General features: G+C 59.2%; 19 protein-coding genes. 6 read left to right on the top strand and 13 right to left on the bottom strand.

Annotated elements, in window-relative coordinates:
- Positions 1–70 precede the first annotated feature (70 nt).
- Positions 71–1,255, top strand: coding sequence for a C17 cyclopropane fatty acid synthase CfaB (gene cfaB, locus ACEN83_RS30070; RefSeq protein ID WP_495579116.1), 1,185 nt, complete (start codon positions 71–73; stop codon positions 1,253–1,255).
- Here the strand turns inward: cfaB and cls are convergent.
- Entirely contained in the window at positions 1,252–2,691 is a 1,440-nt protein-coding gene (cls, locus tag ACEN83_RS30065; protein ID WP_116579810.1) for a cardiolipin synthase, read from the bottom strand. The genes cfaB and cls overlap by 4 nt on opposite strands.
- A 131-nt stretch (positions 2,692–2,822) precedes the next feature.
- On the opposite strand from cls, the gene ACEN83_RS30060 reads away from it, so the two are divergent.
- Positions 2,823–3,344 (top strand): DUF3617 domain-containing protein, encoded by a 522-nt coding sequence (locus tag ACEN83_RS30060; protein ID WP_007971671.1) that lies wholly within the window; start codon positions 2,823–2,825, stop codon positions 3,342–3,344.
- Between the two features lie 111 nt (positions 3,345–3,455).
- Here the strand turns inward: ACEN83_RS30060 and ACEN83_RS30055 are convergent, their stop codons facing one another.
- The 5 genes from ACEN83_RS30055 to ACEN83_RS30035 form a co-directional block, all read right to left on the bottom strand.
- Positions 3,456–4,334 carry a His/Gly/Thr/Pro-type tRNA ligase C-terminal domain-containing protein gene (locus tag ACEN83_RS30055; RefSeq protein WP_495579115.1) on the bottom strand — a complete coding sequence of 293 codons (879 nt, stop codon included), beginning with the start codon at positions 4,332–4,334 and terminating at the stop codon, positions 3,456–3,458.
- A 21-nt stretch (positions 4,335–4,355) separates the two neighbouring features.
- The gene (locus ACEN83_RS30050) at positions 4,356–4,481 is read right to left on the bottom strand and encodes a hypothetical protein (RefSeq protein ID WP_495579114.1); all 126 of its coding nucleotides are present in this window, start codon (positions 4,479–4,481) and stop codon (positions 4,356–4,358) included.
- A 2-nt stretch (positions 4,482–4,483) separates the two neighbouring features.
- Positions 4,484–5,044 (bottom strand): gamma carbonic anhydrase family protein, encoded by a 561-nt coding sequence (locus tag ACEN83_RS30045; protein ID WP_495579113.1) that lies wholly within the window; start codon positions 5,042–5,044, stop codon positions 4,484–4,486.
- The gene (gene folE2, locus ACEN83_RS30040; RefSeq protein WP_495579112.1) at positions 5,041–5,967 is read right to left on the bottom strand and encodes a GTP cyclohydrolase FolE2; all 927 of its coding nucleotides are present in this window, start codon (positions 5,965–5,967) and stop codon (positions 5,041–5,043) included. Before folE2 ends, ACEN83_RS30045 begins: the two co-directional genes overlap by 4 nt.
- Before the next feature lie 132 nt (positions 5,968–6,099).
- Positions 6,100–6,477 (bottom strand): glutamine synthetase, encoded by a 378-nt coding sequence (locus tag ACEN83_RS30035; RefSeq protein ID WP_495579111.1) that lies wholly within the window; start codon positions 6,475–6,477, stop codon positions 6,100–6,102.
- A 142-nt stretch (positions 6,478–6,619) separates the two neighbouring features.
- Here ACEN83_RS30035 and zigA point away from each other — a divergent pair, with 142 nt between their 5' ends.
- Positions 6,620–7,825 carry a zinc metallochaperone GTPase ZigA gene (zigA, locus tag ACEN83_RS30030; protein ID WP_495579110.1) on the top strand — a complete coding sequence of 402 codons (1,206 nt, stop codon included), beginning with the start codon at positions 6,620–6,622 and terminating at the stop codon, positions 7,823–7,825.
- Positions 7,826–7,840: 15 nt separating this feature from the next.
- Here zigA and ACEN83_RS30025 read toward each other — a convergent pair whose 3' ends face one another.
- Positions 7,841–8,197, bottom strand: a complete 357-nt coding sequence (locus ACEN83_RS30025; RefSeq protein ID WP_041474970.1) for a hypothetical protein — start codon at positions 8,195–8,197, stop codon at positions 7,841–7,843.
- A 27-nt stretch (positions 8,198–8,224) separates the two neighbouring features.
- Here ACEN83_RS30025 and ACEN83_RS30020 point away from each other — a divergent pair, with 27 nt between their 5' ends.
- A complete protein-coding gene (locus ACEN83_RS30020; RefSeq protein ID WP_495579109.1) occupies positions 8,225–9,196 on the top strand; it encodes a CobW family GTP-binding protein in 972 nt (323 codons plus the stop codon).
- Positions 9,197–9,200: 4 nt separating this feature from the next.
- Here ACEN83_RS30020 and ACEN83_RS30015 read toward each other — a convergent pair whose 3' ends face one another.
- Positions 9,201–9,614: a DUF3301 domain-containing protein gene (locus ACEN83_RS30015; RefSeq protein WP_007971681.1), complete on the bottom strand. Its 414-nt coding sequence runs from the start codon at positions 9,612–9,614 to the stop codon at positions 9,201–9,203.
- A 119-nt stretch (positions 9,615–9,733) separates the two neighbouring features.
- On the opposite strand from ACEN83_RS30015, the gene pdxY reads away from it, so the two are divergent.
- Complete coding sequence (gene pdxY, locus ACEN83_RS30010) at positions 9,734–10,606, top strand: pyridoxal kinase PdxY (protein ID WP_015097416.1); 873 nt, start codon at positions 9,734–9,736, stop codon at positions 10,604–10,606.
- A 130-nt stretch (positions 10,607–10,736) separates the two neighbouring features.
- Here pdxY and ACEN83_RS30005 read toward each other — a convergent pair whose 3' ends face one another.
- Positions 10,737–11,219, bottom strand: coding sequence for an acyl-CoA thioesterase (locus tag ACEN83_RS30005; RefSeq protein WP_007971685.1), 483 nt, complete (start codon positions 11,217–11,219; stop codon positions 10,737–10,739).
- Between the two features lie 286 nt (positions 11,220–11,505).
- Here ACEN83_RS30005 and ACEN83_RS30000 point away from each other — a divergent pair, with 286 nt between their 5' ends.
- Positions 11,506–13,269: a cation:proton antiporter gene (locus tag ACEN83_RS30000; protein WP_495579108.1), complete on the top strand. Its 1,764-nt coding sequence runs from the start codon at positions 11,506–11,508 to the stop codon at positions 13,267–13,269.
- Positions 13,270–13,291: 22 nt separating this feature from the next.
- On the opposite strand, the gene ACEN83_RS29995 is transcribed toward ACEN83_RS30000, so the two are convergent.
- The 4 genes from ACEN83_RS29995 to uvrD form a co-directional block, all read right to left on the bottom strand.
- Complete coding sequence (locus ACEN83_RS29995; protein ID WP_003187120.1) at positions 13,292–13,699, bottom strand: SMI1/KNR4 family protein; 408 nt, start codon at positions 13,697–13,699, stop codon at positions 13,292–13,294.
- A gap of 138 nt (positions 13,700–13,837) precedes the next feature.
- The gene (locus ACEN83_RS29990; RefSeq protein WP_095964377.1) at positions 13,838–14,716 is read right to left on the bottom strand and encodes a Tim44 domain-containing protein; all 879 of its coding nucleotides are present in this window, start codon (positions 14,714–14,716) and stop codon (positions 13,838–13,840) included.
- A gap of 179 nt (positions 14,717–14,895) precedes the next feature.
- Entirely contained in the window at positions 14,896–15,336 is a 441-nt protein-coding gene (locus tag ACEN83_RS29985; RefSeq protein WP_007971691.1) for an EamA family transporter, read from the bottom strand.
- 142 nt (positions 15,337–15,478) lie between these two features.
- The gene (gene uvrD, locus ACEN83_RS29980; protein ID WP_495579107.1) at positions 15,479–17,662 is read right to left on the bottom strand and encodes a DNA helicase II; all 2,184 of its coding nucleotides are present in this window, start codon (positions 17,660–17,662) and stop codon (positions 15,479–15,481) included.
- Positions 17,663–17,912: the final 250 nt, after the last annotated feature.

Raw genomic sequence — 17,912 nt, 5'->3', positions numbered from 1 at the left:
TTCGATAGCCAGCTATTTTTCAAGGATGGTCTACCCTCTGATCAGACGTCTGAAACAAGGGGGATTCTCCATGCTCGCGCAACTTCCACCGGCCTTACAGAATCTGCAGTTACCGCTTCGCCTGAGACTCTGGGACGGCCATGAATTCAATCTGGGGCCGACGCCCAGCGTCACGATTGTGGTCAAGGACCCGCAAATGGTCTCCCAGTTTACCCATCCAAGCCTGGATGCCCTCGGTGCTGCTTTTGTCGAAGGCAAACTGGAACTCGAAGGCTCCATCAGCGACGTGATCCGCGTCTGTGATGAATGGAGCCAGGCGCTGCTGGACGAAGACGATGACAATCAGCCTGTCCGTACGGTCCACGACAAAGAGACGGACGCCAAGGCGATTTCCTACCACTACGACCTTTCCAACGCGTTCTATCAGCTGTGGCTCGACAGCGACATGGCGTATTCCTGCGCTTACTTCGAGACCGGCAGCGAAAGCCTCGAGCAGGCCCAGCAAGCCAAGTTCCGTCATCTGTGCCGCAAGCTGCGCCTGCAGCCCGGCGAGTATCTGCTGGATGTGGGGTGCGGGTGGGGCGGGTTGGCGCGTTACGCGGCGCGGGAGTTTGGCGCGAAAGTGTTCGGTATCACCCTCAGCAAGGAGCAGTTGGCCCTGGCCCGGGAGCGCGTAAAAGCGGAGGGCCTGGAAGACCTGGTCGAACTGCAATTGCTCGACTATCGAGATCTGCCGCAGGATGGCCGATTCGACAAAGTGGTCAGCGTCGGCATGTTCGAACACGTCGGCCACGCCAATCTTGCCGAGTACTGCAATACCTTGTTCGGCGCGGTGAAAGAGGGCGGGTTGGTAATGAACCACGGGATCACCGCCAAGTACACCGATGGCCGTCCGGTGGGACGCGGTGCCGGTGAGTTCATCGAGAAGTACGTGTTCCCCAACGGCGAGCTGCCGCACCTGTCGATGATTTCTGCGGAAATCAGTGAGGCCGGGCTGGAAATCGTCGACGTCGAAAGCTTGCGCCTGCACTACGCCCGTACGCTCGATCACTGGAGCGAACGCCTCGAAGACAATCTCGAAGCGGCCTCCAAACTGGTACCGGAACAAGCCCTGCGTATCTGGCGGCTGTACCTGGCCGGTTGTGCCTACGCGTTCGCCCGCGGCTGGATCAACCTGCACCAGATTCTCGCCGTGAAGGCCCACGCCGATGGCAGTCATGAACTGCCATGGACCCGGGACGATATCTACCTTTAAAGAATCGGTGAAATCAGCCGGGCGACTCGCATGCCGAGCTGTTGAACGCGGCGGGTCTCCCGGCCTTCTTCCTTGGCGATTTCGTGGGCGATGGCAAAGTCATCGTTGAGCATCTGCTCCACCTCAGCAGCAAATGCGCGGTCGACGGTCAACAACATCACTTCGAAATTCAGCCGGAACGAACGGTTGTCCATGTTGGCGCTGCCGATGGCGCTGATTTCGCTGTCGATCAACACCACTTTCTGATGCAGGAACCCGGGTTCGTATCGGAACACCCGCACACCGGCGCGCACGGCTTCGAAGGCGTAGAGGCTGGAGGCAGCGTAGACGATTCGATGGTCCGGCCGCGACGGCAACAACAGACGCACATCCACTCCGCGCAGGACTGCCAGGCGCAATGCCGCGAACACGGCTTCGTCGGGGATGAAATACGGGCTGGTAATCCAGACTCGCTCGGTCGCGGCATGGATGGCCTCGACAAAGAACAACGAACAGGTTTCGTAGGCATCGGCCGGCCCGCTGGCGAGCAACTGGCAGAGCACGCCGTCTTCCGGATAAACCTCGGGCAGGATCAGCGGCGGCAGTGCACGAGCCACCCAGAACCAGTCTTCGGCGAAAGACTCCTGCATGCAGGCCACCACCGGCCCGCGTACTTGCACGTGGGTATCGCGCCAAGGGGCCAGGGGCGGTTTCTCGCCCATGTATTCGTCACCGACGTTATGCCCGCCGACGAAACCGAGTATGCCGTCCACCACCACAATCTTGCGGTGGTTGCGAAAATTCACCTGAAAGCGATTGAGCCAGCCACTGCGGGTGGCGAAGGCTTTGACCTCGACTCCGCCATCACGCAAGGCCTGCACGTAGCTATGGGGCAGGGAGTGGCTGCCGATCCGGTCATACAACAGGTAAATCGCCACGCCCTCGGCGGCTTTCTTCAACAGCAGGGTTTGCAGGCGTTGGCCGAGGCGGTCGTCGTGAACGATGAAAAACTGGATCAAGACGGCTGCTTTCGCCTGGCTGATCGCCTCGAAAATGGCCTCGAATGTCGACTGACCGTTGATCAACAGCCGCGTCTCGTTATTGGCCAGGCACGGCATGTGTCCCAGCTTCGGCATCGCTCTGAGTGAGGCGTACGCCGAGGAAGCGCGGGCGGTGAGGGCTTCTTCTACCCAAGGTCGCCAGTTTAGTTCGGAAACAGCCTTGCGCATTTGCTCGTTGGCCTGCCGCCGGGCCTTGATATAGCCGTCGAAGGTGCTACGGCCAAACACCAGGTACGGGATCAGCGTGAGGTAAGGGATGAAAAATAGCGAAAGGGCCCAGGCGATGGAGCCTTGGGCAGTACGGACGGTCAACACGGCGTGGATGGCCGCGATCATCCCCAGCGAGTGCAACAGGGCGATGGTATAACCGAAAATATGCGGTCCGAAATAATCCATGGGGCTGCCTTGCTCCTGAAGATTCAGTGCTTAACAGACCATGTTCCGTGCAGAATGTCGCTAATTAATTGGCCCATGAACCGAAGCCTGCGGCTGACGTCTAACGGCCACTACTGATCAGGAGTTACTCGATGAACGTTCGTCTGCTGGGTTTGGCCATGGCACTGGGTTTGGCACTTCCTGTGGCGGCTCACGCGCAAATGCTGCAACCGGGATTGTGGGAGCTGACCACGAGCAACATGAAGGTCGATGAGCAGAATATGCCGGACCTGCAATTGATCCTCGGTCAGCTCCAGAGCCAGATGACCCCTGAGCAGCGCGCGCAGCTGGAAAAACAGGGGATCACCATGGGAGGCAAAGGGATCCGGGCGTGCCTGACGCCAGAGCAGGTCAAGACCGATAACATTCCGCTGACCGATCCGCAGTCGGGCTGCAAGCAGGAAATCACCGACCGCTCAGGCAACCAGTGGAAATTCCGCTTCAGCTGCCCGAGAGCCCAAGGTGCCGGCGTGGCGACATTCCTCAGTGACCGCGAGTTCACCACCAAGGTCAATGGGACGTTCAACGCCACCGGCATTCAGCAGAAGGGCAGCCTTGAATCCCGCGCCGTCTGGTTGGGGCAGGATTGCGGTACGGTGAAGCCAAGAGCTTAAAAGCTTCGCGAGCAAGCCCGCTCCCACACTGGATTTGTGAACGACACAGATCCAGTGTGGGAGCGGGCTTGCTCCGGGCGGCGATCCGACGAAGGCGTCCATCCAGCCTCCCTATAACCCCGACTGACTCAACCACTCACACGCCGCCTCGACAGCCATCCGGCCAAAATCCTCCCCCGTTCGGCTGCGCACACTGACAAACCCTCCGGCCTGTTCTTTTTCGCCGACCACCACCAGGTACGGCACGGTCCGGCTGTGCTGGCGAATCTTGAAGTGGACTTTTTCGTTGCGCAGGTCAGCCCTTGCGCGCACCCCCCTTTGGCGCAAGGATTCGGTCACCGCCTGTGCATAAGTCGTCTGGCGGTCATCCATGCTGACGACGACCACATGGGGTGGAAGGCTCCAGTGCTGCAGTTCCTGATGGCTGGACCAGCATGTGCCATAGATCCGTTGTTGCAACGTGCCGCTGATGTGATCGAGGGCAAATGCCTGCAAGACTTTGGTGGTGGGGACGTGCGGTCCATGGCTCTGGTATTCGGTGTCCCCCAGACGGTACATCGACACCTCCTCGCGCGGTGGCCGACGGCGTATCGAGTGATTGGTCGCTGCCAGTGACTGCATGCGCGCTTCGATAAGGGGCAGGTCAGCCGGAGTCAGCGGACGCTCGACGACAAACTCGTAAAAGAAACCATCGCCCAACTCCCTTCCCGCACGCATTTGCGCATGCGGGTAGAGTTGCTTGACCGCCATGGCCAGCATCAAGGCACAGGAGCGGCGCAGGATCTCCAGTCCGTCCGGCTCGCGGGGGGTGACAATACTGACCCTGGCATCCGCCTCGATCATGTATTCGCAGTCCACCAGTACACCATCGACACGGCCCGCTACGGCCGCGCTGGCCAGTTCGGGGCCGATGCTGGCGGCCAACTCGTGCACGGAGAGCGGTTGGTCGTATTCACGCAATGAACCATCGGACAGAGTGATCTGGATCATGGTCGGCGTACTCGGGTGCTGCTAACGAGCGTTATCGGATAAACCTAGTGCTAATTGCTGGCCGTTGTCATTAAGACCTTTGTCTTGCCAGGCAATTTGTATCGGTGTGTTCACCCGTCGGGCATTGGCAATCAGCACGTTGCTCATGGTCAGAACTCGTTTTGCAGGGCTTTATAGCCGCGCACCAGATCGACGTTGGTGCGCGCCACGTCTTCGGAAAACTCCGAAGCACTGACGCTTACCGGCGGGTATTGTGAGAGGTCGGTGGTGGGGCCGATCCGAGTGGTGGAGGGCACGTAGAAGGCTTCAGGCAGGTCACGCCCGTCGACCACCGAGTTGTGCCGTACCACGCAACCGTCACCGACCACACAATTGAACAGCACACTGTTGAAGCCGATGAACACCCGATTACCCACGGTGCAGGGGCCATGCACGATCGAGCGGTGGGCGATGGAACTGAACTCGCCAATGGTCACCGCCGCACCGGATTTGGAGTGGATCACCACGCCATCCTGGATGTTCGAATTGGCGCCTATGGTGATCGGCTGCATGTCGCCCGACTCGTCGACTTCGTCAGCTCGGATCACTGCGTAGGGCCCGACGAACACGTTCTCGCCGATCACCACTTTGCCGCAAATGATTGCCGTCTTGTCGACGTAGGCCGACTCGGCAATCAGCGGTAAATCTCCGGAAGGATTCTTGCGGATCATGGCTTGCTCAACCCGTTGTACAGGGTGTTGAGGTTGTCCCAGTTGAAACGGCTCTCGGCAACGGCGTCGTGGGCGTGCAGGCTTTCGGTGTGGATCACACGAATGTGGAAGGCATTGATGCCTGTGGAGCGTTTCAGGGCCGCGTTCAAACGGCGTGCGGCGTCTTCGCAGAACATCAGGTTCTGACCATTGGCCAGGGCGAAGGCCTGTTCGTCGGCGCGTTTTACGGCTGTTTGAACGGCTGTGCCGAGTGCGGCTTCGGCGTCGTTGATGATGGCGATCAGAGGCAACTCATCCAGGAAGTCAGCCAGCCGTACGCGCAACTGTGCGCTGCTGCGTTGACTGTGCGGGGTGGCGACGATGCCGTTCGTGGAGCCGAGCCACGCTAAAACGTCAGCGTGTTGCAGTGACTTGTTGGCGAAATCATCGACGAATTGCTGCTGTATCAACTGCCGAGAAAGGGCTGCTGAGCACGGACAGGTTGAGGAATAAGGCACGTCGATTTTTAGTTCCACGTGGAACATCGCGTTTTTCAAACGCGCTTCGATACTCAGCGGATAGCTTTTCCAGCCTGCCAATGGACTGATCAGCGCCGGTCTTTTCAGCAGCACTTCGGCGTGAATGGTTAAGTGTGCACTGCTGGACAGACCTTCATGACTCTCAAGAAAACGCTGCAAAACCCGCCGCAATAAAGCCGGTGAAAGGCTTTCATGCTCCAGCAATTCAAGCGCCAGATAGAGCCGTGACATGTGAATGCCGCGCGCATTGCCATCGTCGAGGCTCACGCCCGCATCAGCCTTTGCATTCAAGCGTTGGCCATCAAACAAAACGGGAAGAGCAATACCGCACATGCCCACCCACTCCAGTGGCAGGGCTTGGCGTGAGGCCTGCGTGGCGATATCCGGCAGAGTCAGCGCATTCATGAGCAGGTCCATCGTGGAGGTTGTTTTGAGATGTTATAGTATATCAATCAAATCAACGATGCTTTTTTTCATGGGCAGGTCTTCGTCATACCCAGGCGCCTTGTGCTTAGCCTGTTTTTGGCCGGTGCGGGCCTAACAGCCAGTGATCCGGTTGCAGGTGAACTTCGCGCTGCTACCACCGGAACTCGAAAACCGGTTGATCGTGGTCCATCCGACGCGCTGGTTGTAGCCAACCCAGGCCTCGCCATCGGAAGCGATGCCGGTGAAAAACACCAGCTGACCGTAGCGGCTGTTGGTCTGCACCCAATGGCGCTTTCCAGTCATTTCGAAGCCCCGCAGATAGATTGTGTTTCCGGCGGTGTTGACGCTGTAGGCGTTGCCATCCGCGTCCACGCAGGCCAGCAGGTTGGCGCTGCGGGTGCACCTGGCCAGGCTCGGGACCTGGGCCATCGCGTCGGCAGCCACCAGCAGGGAAAGCATGAACAGTGCAGTTTTCAGGGCGTTGCGCATGGGCTTTCTCACGTCGGAAGCGACGTTCAGCATCCTGTCCTTTACCCGGCCGGGCAAGAGGGGATGGTTTATTTGCATTGTTACAGTATAACATTATGTAAGCCCGGCACAGCGACCGGGCATCCCTGTGAGGAATATGCAGATGTCCAATCGACTCCCCGTGACCGTTCTCTCCGGCTTTCTTGGTGCCGGAAAAAGTACACTTCTTAATTACATACTACGTAATCGCGATGGTTTGCGGGTTGCGGTCATCGTCAATGATATGAGCGAAATCAACGTAGATGGCACCGAAGTCCAGCGTGATGTCAGCCTTAATCGGGCTGAAGAACGGTTGGTGGAAATGAGCAACGGGTGTATTTGCTGTACGTTACGTGAAGACTTGCTCGAGGAGGTGAGCCAACTCGCCAGGGAGGGTCGCTTTGACTATCTGCTGATCGAATCAACCGGCATTTCCGAACCCCTGCCGGTGGCGGAAACCTTCACCTTTCGCGATGAAAACGGCCAGAGCCTCAACGACATCGCACGTCTCGACACCATGGTCACGGTGGTCGACGGCATGAACTTCCTGCTCGATTACCAGGCTGCCGAAAGCCTGGCTTCCCGGGGAGAAACACTTGGCGAAGAAGACGAACGTTCGATTACCGATCTGTTGATCGAGCAGGTCGAGTTTGCCGATGTGATTTTGCTCAGCAAGATCGACTTGATCAGCAGCCACGAACGCGAGGAACTGATCGCCATCCTCGAGCGGCTCAACGCCCGGGCGGACATCATTCCGATGACGATGGGCGAAATCCCCTTGGATAAAATCCTCAACACCGGTCGTTTTGACTTCGAAAAGGCTGCCCAGGCGCCGGGATGGTTGCAGGAGCTGCGCGGGGAGCACGTGCCGGAAACCGAAGAATACGGCATTGCTTCCAGCGCTTACCGGGCACGTCGGCCGTTCCATCCACAGCGTTTCTTCAACTTCATCGACGGCCCCTGGGACAATGGCAAGCTGTTGCGTTCAAAGGGCTTTTTCTGGCTGGCGAGCAAGCATATGGACGCCGGCAGCTGGTCCCAGGCCGGTGGATTGATGCGCTATGGTTTTGCCGGACGCTGGTGGCGTTTCGTACCGAAAAATCAATGGCCGCAGGACGAAGAAAGTACCACCGGGATCATGAAGAACTGGACCGCCGACAGCGGGGATTGTCGTCAGGAACTGGTGTTCATCGGTCAGCACATCGACTTCACGCAGCTCACCGCCGAACTGGACGCCTGCCTGCTGACCGATGAGGAAATGGCGTTAGGTGTAGAGGGCTGGCGTTTGCTGCCTGATCCGTTCGGCCCTTGGTACGAAGAAGCGGCCTGATCCTCTGATGGCGCTTCAAGGCTTGAGCCAGGTGCCCTGGCTCTGGGCCTCGCAGTACGGCTGCAAATATGCCGCGTCGGTGGCAACGCCGTAATAGTGAATATCCTGGCGGTAGGGCATATTGGCGACTTGGGCGTTGCTGCAGATGCCAAATGCGCCGCCGGGGCATTGATCGACATACTGCACATCGACTTTCTGCCCCGCCAGGTTCGGCTGGCAGAAGCCATCGGCGAAGAGTTTTGGCGGGATGTTGCGGTTCTGCTGGCAAACCTGGACATCAAGCCGCTCGGCCTGGCTGTGCACCACACAGGCCTGGGCAAGCGCCTCGCCTGAAACGAGTGCCAGGAGCAACGACAAGCCAATCAACCGCATCCATCACCTCCTCAGAAATCATCGACCATGCTGCAGAATATCCCCACTCATGTCATTGCCGGTCCGTTGGGCGCCGGCAAGACCAGCCTGATCAAGCACCTGTTGGCCCAGCGCCCGGCAGGCGAGCGGTGGGCGGTGTTGATCAACGAGTTTGGCCAGATCGGTCTCGATGCTGCGCTACTGACCCGGGACGCCGATGGTATCGCACTGGGTGAAGTGGCCGGAGGCTGCCTGTGTTGCGTCAACGGTGCACCCTTTCAGATTGGCCTTGGGCGTTTGTTGCGCAAGGCGCAACCGGATCGGCTGTTCATCGAACCCTCGGGCTTGGGGCATCCGGCGCAGTTGCTCAGGCAATTGAGCGAAGCGCCGTGGCAAGGTGTACTGGCTGTCCAGCCTTGTGTGCTGGTGCTGGACGCCCAGGCGCTCGCCGCGGGCAAACCGTTGCCGGATGCACAACAACAGGCGCTGAGCCATGCGGGACTGTTACTGCTGAACAAGTCTGAAGGTCTCGAGGACGACAGTCGCCAGCGAATCGCCGCGCTATTGCCGCCGACCCCTCTGTGCTGGACGCAACAGGCGGTATTACCCTTGAGCGAGTTGCCGGGGCTGAATGCCAAAGCGCGGGAAGGTGTGGATAACTTCGTCGTGCCCAAGGGATTGGCGCAGTTGCCGGCGGTCTGGAGCGATCCCGCGTTGCCCATTTGTTTGAGTCAGGAACAGGACGACGGCTGGAGCATCGGTTGGCGTTGGCACCCAAGCCAGGTATTTGATGCCGCGCTGGTTGGCCGGTGGCTTGAAGGCCTTGACTGGAGGCGGGCGAAGCTGGTTATCCACAGTACCCACGGATGGATCTCGGCGAACGCGGTGGATAACTCGGTGCTGGACTGGCAGCCCAGCGAGTGGCGGCAGGATTCACGCATCGAGCTGATTTTCAGTGAACCCCAGGATGCGCAGCGGTTGCAGCGTGAGCTGGCAACGTGCCGAGGCGAATCGGCTTAACGGCTCACGGCCGCCACTTGGTATGTTCCTGACGCCACTGGCTCAGCTCGATCACTTCTGCGCGAGGCTTTACCACATCGACCACCGGTTCGGTTTCGTCGAATGGGACCGGGTAGGGCGCCAGTTCAATCTGTGCGCTGTGCGCGCCGAACTGGGTGATGGTGCCGTTGTGGCGGGTTTCGCCGGTCACGGTGAATTCGAAGTTATACACACGGGCCAAGCGTCGCCGACCACTGGCATCCCTGATGAACGCGATTCTTTTCAACGCCACGTTGCCGTCCAGCAATTCGATCCCGAGCTTGGTGCAATGCTGCTTGACCCGCTCCAGCGCGCGCTCGCGCAAGCCATGGTTGTGCCATAGCCATGCGCCGGCAGTGGCGAACAGCATCAGCACGAATATATTTCCAAGGGTCAGCATCAACAGGGTGCTCCAACAAGATAGTGTCAGCTTAACTGCGTCGCTGGTCTGTCGTACAGGCTGCGTTTAGTCGCATACTGCGCGGCTAGAATTTCAATCGTTTTACGGAAATCCACCGCATGAAACGTACACCGCATTTGCTCGCTATCCAGTCCCACGTGGTATTCGGTCACGCCGGCAACAGTGCCGCGGTTTTCCCGATGCAACGGGTCGGGGTGAATGTCTGGCCGCTCAACACCGTGCAGTTCTCCAATCACACCCAGTACGGTCAGTGGGCCGGTGAAGTGCTGGCACCGCACCAGATACCTGAGCTGGTCGAAGGTATCGCGGCGATTGGCGAGCTGGGCAACTGCGATGCGGTGCTCTCCGGTTACCTCGGCAGTGCGGCCCAGGGCCGGGCGATCCTGACGGGTGTGGCGCGGATCAAGTCGATGAACCCCAAGGCACTGTACCTGTGTGACCCGGTCATGGGGCATCCGGAGAAAGGCTGCAGTGTTCCGGCGGAAGTCAGTGATTTTCTGCTGGAGGAGGCTGCCGCCGTAGCGGACTTCATGTGCCCGAACCAGCTGGAGCTGGACAGTTTCTCCGGGCGCAAGCCGCAATCGCTGTTCGATTGCCTGGCCATGGCGCGTGCATTGCTGGCGCGCGGCCCGAAAGCGGTGCTGGTCAAGCATCTGGACTACCCAGGCAAGTCGGCAGAGGTCTTCGAGATGCTGCTGGTGACAGCCGAAGGCAGCTGGCATTTGCAGCGCCCGTTGCTGGCGTTCCCGCGTCAGCCGGTGGGCGTGGGCGATCTGACGTCCGGGCTGTTTTTGGCGCGTGTGCTGTTGGGTGACAGCCTGGTGGCCGCGTTCGAGTTCGCGGCGTCGGCGGTGCATGAAGTGCTGCTGGAAACCCAGGCCTGTGCCAGCTACGAGTTGGAACTGGTTCGGGCTCAGGACCGGATTGCCCATCCGCGGGTGCGGTTCGAGGCGACCTCGATCAGCCTCTGATTGAGCGTTGAGCCCATTCGCGAGCAAGCCCGCTCCCACATTGGATCTATGCAACACCAATGATCAAATGTGGGAGCGGGCTTGCTCGCGAAGGCTCTCTACATAACAACATCAACCTGACTGAACAAACTCAGGCGTCGCCCTTGATCTCCTGATAACGCTTTTCCAGTTCCTGGCGAATCTGCCGGCGCTGCTGAGCCTGGATGAAGCGGCGCTTGCTCTCGCTATTGTCCGGTTGCAGCGGCGGTACCTGGGCAGGTTTACGCTGGTCATCCACCGCGACCATGGTGAAGAAGCAGCTGTTGGTGTGACGCACCGAACGCTCGCGAATGTTCTCGGTCACCACTTTGATGCCCACCTCCATGGAGGTGTTGCCGGTGTAGTTGACCGAGGCGAGAAAGGTCACCAGTTCGCCGACATGGATCGGCTCACGGAAAATGACCTGGTCCACCGACAGGGTCACCACATAACGGCCGGCATAACGGCTGGCGCAGGCGTAGGCCACTTCGTCGAGGTATTTGAGCAGGGTGCCGCCGTGAACATTGCCAGAGAAGTTGGCCATGTCAGGGGTCATCAATACCGTCATCGACAGCTGGGCGTTTCCGGGTTCCATAGCATTCTCACGGGTCAAGGCCAGGTTTGAGGGATGCACCTCTGCGGGTGCCTCGGCGGTTTTTTCAAACCAACAGTTATCGGGACGCCGGGCGCAGAGTCGCCGTCACGCCGGATCGATCTGTTTCCATATATTGCACCGCCTTTCTGCCAGAAGTCGCGGTGTTACCCTGCAAAAAGCCCGGACACAGGGACATTTCCTACGCGCAAAGCAGACTTTTTCTCGGCTCAATCAGACCATTCCTGCGTCTGTGAGTCGGGCAACTTCAATCAGGGAGCCGCTCGCCATGCATGCCATCAGTTTCATTCAGGATCTGGCAGTGATCATGTTGATCGCAGGTGTGGTGACAGTGGTTTTTCATCGCCTGAAACAACCGGTAGTGCTGGGCTATATCGTGGCCGGTTTCATCATTGGCCCGCACACCCCGCCATTCGGCCTGATCCATGACGAAGAAACCATCAAGACCCTGGCCGAACTCGGGGTGATATTCCTGATGTTCTGCCTGGGCCTGGAGTTCAGCCTGCGCAAGTTGTTCAAGGTCGGTGCCACGGCCTTCATCGCGGCATTCCTGGAAATCGTGCTGATGATCTGGATCGGCTACGAGATCGGTCGCTGGTTTGACTGGAACACCATGGATTCACTGTTCCTTGGCGCGATCCTGGCGATTTCCTCAACCACCATCATCGTCAAGGCACTCAATGATCTGAAGTTGAAGAACGAGCGGTTTGCGCAGTTGATATTCGGTGTGCTGATCGTCGAAGACATTCTGGGCATCGGCATCATCGCGCTTCTGTCCAGCATCGCTGTCAGTGGTACGGTCAGCTCCGGCGAAGTGTTTTCTACGGTGGGCAAGCTGTCGCTGTTCATGATCGTCGCATTGGTCATCGGCATTCTGATGGTGCCGCGGTTGCTGGCCTACGTGGCCAGGTTCGAGAGCAACGAAATGCTGCTGATTACCGTGCTGGGCTTGTGTTTCGGCTTCTGCCTGCTGGTGGTCAGGCTTGAATACAGCATGGTGCTCGGCGCGTTCCTGATCGGCGCGATCATGGCTGAATCCCGGCAACTGCTGAAAATCGAGCGCTTGATTGAACCGGTTCGAGATCTTTTCAGCGCGATTTTCTTTGTCGCCATCGGGCTGATGCTCGATCCGGCGATCCTGCTTCAGTACGCCTGGCCAATCGCCGTAATCACCGTAGCCGTGGTGCTTGGCAAGATGCTGTCTTGCGGTCTTGGTGCATTTATCGCCGGTAATGACGGACGCACCTCGCTGAGAGTCGGCATGGGTCTTTCACAGATTGGCGAATTCTCTTTCATCATTGCGGCACTGGGCATGACGTTGCAGGTCACCAGTAACTTTCTATACCCGGTGGCTGTGGCAGTGTCGGTGATCACGACCTTGCTGACGCCCTATCTGATTCGCGCGGCTGATCCATTGTCGATCAAGCTCGCGAGCGTCATGCCGGAACGCCTGGGACGGGTATTGGGGATGTACGGCGAATGGCTGCGCAGCATCCAGCCTCAGGGGGAGGGGGCGTTGCTGGCGTCGATGATCAGAAGGATTTTGCTGCAGGTCGGGGTCAACCTGGCTTTGGTAATCGCGATTTTCTTCTCGGGCGCGTACTTCGCCGAACGCATGTCGACTTACGTGCAAGGCTGGATCAACGACCCGAGCTGGCAGAAGGCATTGATCTGGGGTGGGGCGCTATTGTTGTCGCTGCCTTTTTTGATTGCGGCGTACCGCAAGCTCAAAGCCCTGTCGATGTTGCTGGCGGAAATGGGCGTCAAGCCAGAGATGGCCGGGCGCCACACGCAGCGAGTGCGCAGGGTGATTGCCGAAGTGATCCCGATCCTGTCGCTGCTGGTGATCTTTTTGCTGTTGGCAGCCTTGTCGGCCAGTATTCTGCCGACCAACAAGTTGCTGGTACTGATCGCCGTGGTCGCGGCCGCCGTGGCGGCGCTGTTGTGGCGCTGGTTCATTCGTGTGCATACGCGGATGCAGGTGGCGTTGCTGGAAACCCTCGACAATCACAAGGAGTCGTCCGGGCATTGACCACCCAGCGGCGTTGACTGGATCAGCTTTCCAGCCAGACGTCCCGTGCCCAGTGCCACACCGACTCCCAGGTTTCTTCGGCGATCAGCTCTTCTTCGGCCTGCCAAAGCACCACGGTGCCGTCCTCTTCGACGCAGTAGTAGTCGTCACCGTCCTGGCAGATCGGGATCAGGCTGCGATCGACGCCGGCGTCCCAGGCGTTGGCGGCAACGTCGGGCAGGTAGGTGTGGGATTGCGGATCGGTCACGGTGACCGGCTCCAGGCTACCGTAGACCACGTCGCTGACGGTCAGCAGAAACTCTCTGAAGACAAACGGAATGTCGATGAACAGTTGTTCTTCGATTTCGACCAGCAGGTCTTCGTCAGGCAATTCCAAGGGGACCGGTACCGGTTCGTTGGCTTCACGCAGTTGTTCGATGATTTCTTCCACGTCCGGGATCCTCTTGCTTGTATGGCGCGGTTTATATGGGGCGGTTTATACAGTAGCTTGCTATAGATGCAACCGCGAAATAGAAAACCCCGGCCGAGGCCGGGGTTTTCTTTTCAGCAAGTGAAGCGCGGCGCGGGATCAGCCGTTCTGGCGGATACCGGCCACCAGCCAAGGCTGGTTTTCGCCCTGTGCACGTTCCATGTTCCAGCTTTCGCTGAAGACTTCGCCCTGGTCGAAACGCGAGGTTTTCGACACGCCGGTGAAGGTCAGGGTGGCAATGGTCTTGTCGGCGCGATCATCCACACCGTCCAGTTGTACATTGAGGTTATCAATGTAGGTGGACTGGAAACCGTCGCCCAGGTCGGCACGCTCACGCTTGAGGAACTCCAGCATTTGCGGGGTCACGAACTCGGCGATCTTGTCCATTTCGTTGGCGTCCCAGTGCTGTTGCAGGGACTGGAAGTGATTGCGCGCCGCTTCGACGAAGTTTCTTTCGTTGAACCAGGCTGGAGCGTTGATCACTGGACGAGCGGCAACAGGCGCTGGCGAACCACCGAAGATCGAACCGCCGGCAGGCTTTTGTTCAAACGCTTCACGTTGCATCGGCGCGTGGCCGGCCGGCGCGTAATGCTCCTGCTGCTTGCGACGACGGGCGGCGATAAAGCGGAAGACCAGGAATGCAATGACAGCCATGATCAGGATGTCGAAGATCTGCATGCCCTGGAAGCCGTCGCCCATGAACATGGATGCCAGCAGGCCGCCGGCCGCGATACCGGCCAGAGGGCCGAGCCAGCGCGAAGCGCCACCGGCCTTGGCAGCGGCGCCAGCGGCACCGGCAGCACCAGCGGTCGCCGCAGCGCCGCCCATGCCTGGAGAAGAAGGAGCCATCTGGCTGGTCTGGTGCGTCGGCGCAGCGCCTGCGCTTTTGCCACCACCGAAGCGCTTGGCGGCATTGACGTCGAGACTCATCGTCAGGCCGATGCACAACGCCATGGCGATGCTAAGAAAACGTTTCATAAAGGGAATTCCCATTTGTGGAAGGCACGCGCGCCATGTTGCACAGCTGAAGTGTTACTGGCTAGCGGCAGAGTGTTTCGGGCTTTTGCCTGACAGGTTTCATTCAGCTTCAGTCAGTGCAATAGGGCCTTTTGACTTTGATCTGTCAGATGAGTGGATGAGTTCTGTAGGACGTTCGCCTAGCGACGTAATGCCAGCATGACGACTCCGGCCGTGATCAGACCGATTCCGCCCCATTGGCGCAGGTCGAGTTTTTCACCCAGCAGGACCACGCCAAGAACAGCCACCAGCACCACGCTGAGTTTGTCCACCGGGGCAACCAGTGACGCCGGGCCGACCTTGAGTGCGCGGAAATAGCAGATCCACGACGCACCGGTGGCCAGGCCCGACAACAGCAGGAACAGGTAGCTCTTGGCCGAGATCGATCCCAATGACTGATATTGGCCCGTGGCATACAAAATCAAGGCCAGGCTGACCAATACCACGATCGTCCGCAGCAGGGTGGCGAAGTCGGAATTGACGTTTTCGATGCCGACTTTCGCGAAAATGGCGGTCATCGCCGCGAATGCCGCCGATAACAGGGCCCAGAATGTCCAGGAGGAAAAGAAGCCTGAGCCCATATTTGTTCCCTTTCACATAGGCCAATGTCTAACCCAGTGGGAGCGGGCTTGCTCGCGAAGGCAGCACCGCGGTTCATCAGAAACACCGCGTGATCGTCCTTCGCGAGCAAGCCCGCTCCCACATTAGACCTCTGGCGGTCTTTTAAATCGCTTCCAGCTTGGCGTAACCCAGCATCAGCCACTTGCTGCCTTCGCTGAAGTTCACCTGCACCCGAGCTTGAGCACCGGCGCCCTCGAAGTTGAGGATCACGCCGTCACCGAAGATCGAATGGCGGACGGTCTGACCCAGACTGAAGCCGGTTTCCGGAATTTCGCTGCCGCTGAACAGGTTGCTGCCACTCATCGACTGGTTGCCACCGAACGGCCGGCTGACGCTGTTGGACAACCGCACTTCCTGAATCAGGCCTTTCGGCACTTCGCGTACGAAGCGCGACACCTTGTTGTAGGTCTCGCTGCCATAAAGGCGTCGGGTTTCAGCGTAGGTCATCACCAGGTTCTGCATCGCTCGAGTAATGCCGACGTAGGCCAGTCGACGCTCTTCCTCAAGGCGGCCGGGTTCTTCCAGGCTCATCTTGTGCGGAAACAGGCCTTCTTCCATGCCCACCAGGAACACGTAAGGGAATTCCAGGCCCTTGGCGCTGTGCAAGGTCATCAGTTGAATGCTGTCTTCGTGCTCGTCGGCCTGGGTATCGCCGGCCTCCAGCGACGCGTGACCGAGGAACGCGGCCAATGGCGTCAGGTCTTCGTCTTCTTCGCTGTTTTCGAAGTTGCGTGCGGCGCTGACGAGCTCCTCAAGGTTTTCCACCCGGGCCTGGCCTTTCTCGCCTTTTTCCGCTTCGTGATAGGCGATCAGCCCCGATTGCTCGATGACAGTCTGGGTCATCAGGTGCAGCGGCATTTCCATGCACTTGGCGGTGAGGTTCTCGATCAGCTCGATAAACGCGCCAAGGGCGCCGGCCGCACGACCGGTCAGGCCTTTGTTGGCCACCAGTTGGCGCATCGCTTCCCACATCGAAACATCGCTGTGGCGCGCATGGTCGCGGATCGCTTCGACGGTTTTCTCGCCGATGCCCCGGGCCGGCACGTTGATCACCCGTTCCAGCGCGGCGTCGTTGCCCCGCCCTTCGAGCAATCGCAGGTAAGCCATGGCGTTCTTGATTTCCGCGCGCTCGAAGAAGCGCTGGCCGCCATAGATGCGGTACGGAATGCGTTCACGCAGCAGCGCTTCTTCCAGAACCCGCGATTGGGCGTTGGAGCGGTACAGAATCGCGATATCGCTGCGAGACAGGCCGGTTTTCAGCGCGCTTTCTATGGTTTCGACAACGTAACGTGCTTCGTCGTGTTCGTTGAAGGCGGCATACAGATTGATTGCCTCGCCGTCGCCGCCGTCGGTCCACAGCTCTTTGCCCAGGCGCCCGGTGTTGTTGGCGATCAAGGCGTTGGCTGCCTTCAGGATGCCGGCGGTGGAGCGGTAGTTCTGCTCCAGGCGAATGGTTTCGGCGTCAGGGAAGTCTTCGGAATACTGGTAGATGTTCTCGATTTTCGCGCCACGCCAGCCGTAGATCGACTGGTCGTCATCGCCCACCACCATCAGGCTGTCGCCACCCTTGGCCAACAGGCGCAACCAGGCGTACTGCACGGCGTTGGTGTCCTGGAACTCGTCCACGAGGATGTGCCGGAAGCGCTTTTGATAGTGAGCGAGCAGGCCCGGGTGGTCGCGCCACAGATCGAGGGCGCGCAGCAACAGTTCGGAGAAGTCGATGACACCGGCGCGCAGGCACGCGGCCTCGTAGGCCTCATAGATGCCGCGCATGGTCGCCAGGAACAGATCGCCACTGGCTTGAATGTGTTGCGGGCGCAGACCTTCGTCTTTCTGCCCGTTGATGAACCATTGGGCCTGACGGGCCGGCCAGCGTTGCTCGTCCAGGCCGAGTTCGCGGATCACCCGCTTGACCAGCCGTTGCTGGTCATCGCTGTCGAGGATCTGGAAAGTCTGGCTCAAGCCCGCTTCCTGCCAGTGCGCCCGCAGCAAGCGGTGCGCCAGGCCGTGGAAGGTGCCGACCCACATGCCGGCGGGGTTGATACCCATCAGTTGCTCGATGCGCTGGCGCATCTCGGCAGCCGCCTTGTTGGTGAAGGTCACCGACAGGATGGAGTGGGGCGAGGCGTTTTCAACCTGGATCAGCCAGGCGATACGGTGCACCAGCACTCGGGTTTTACCGGAACCAGCACCGGCCAGGACCAACTGACGACCCACGGGGGCCGCTACGGCCTGGCGTTGGGCATCGTTGAGGGAGTTCAGCAGAAGGGAGAGATCATCGCGCATCGGGGCATTCTAGGGGGCCGCGACACACCGGGCAAACTCCGCTTTGCATTAACCGATGAAAGTTATGCGAGGGACGACCGGTCAGTCATCGGCTGCAGGCGTTGGCGGGGCGTGCCTTTAGCGTTTTCAGGGCGGGGCGGCAGCTGAAATATTTGGCGATTTATTGATCAGCAGCAGTTTGGTCCGGGCAATTGCTTGTGTATGCTCCGAGCAGTTTCGGGCCCATGCTCATCATTATAAGAACAAGAAC

This window comes from Pseudomonas sp. Pseusp49, assembly GCF_059491875.1.
This window is presented reverse-complemented; position numbering and strand designations above follow the sequence as displayed.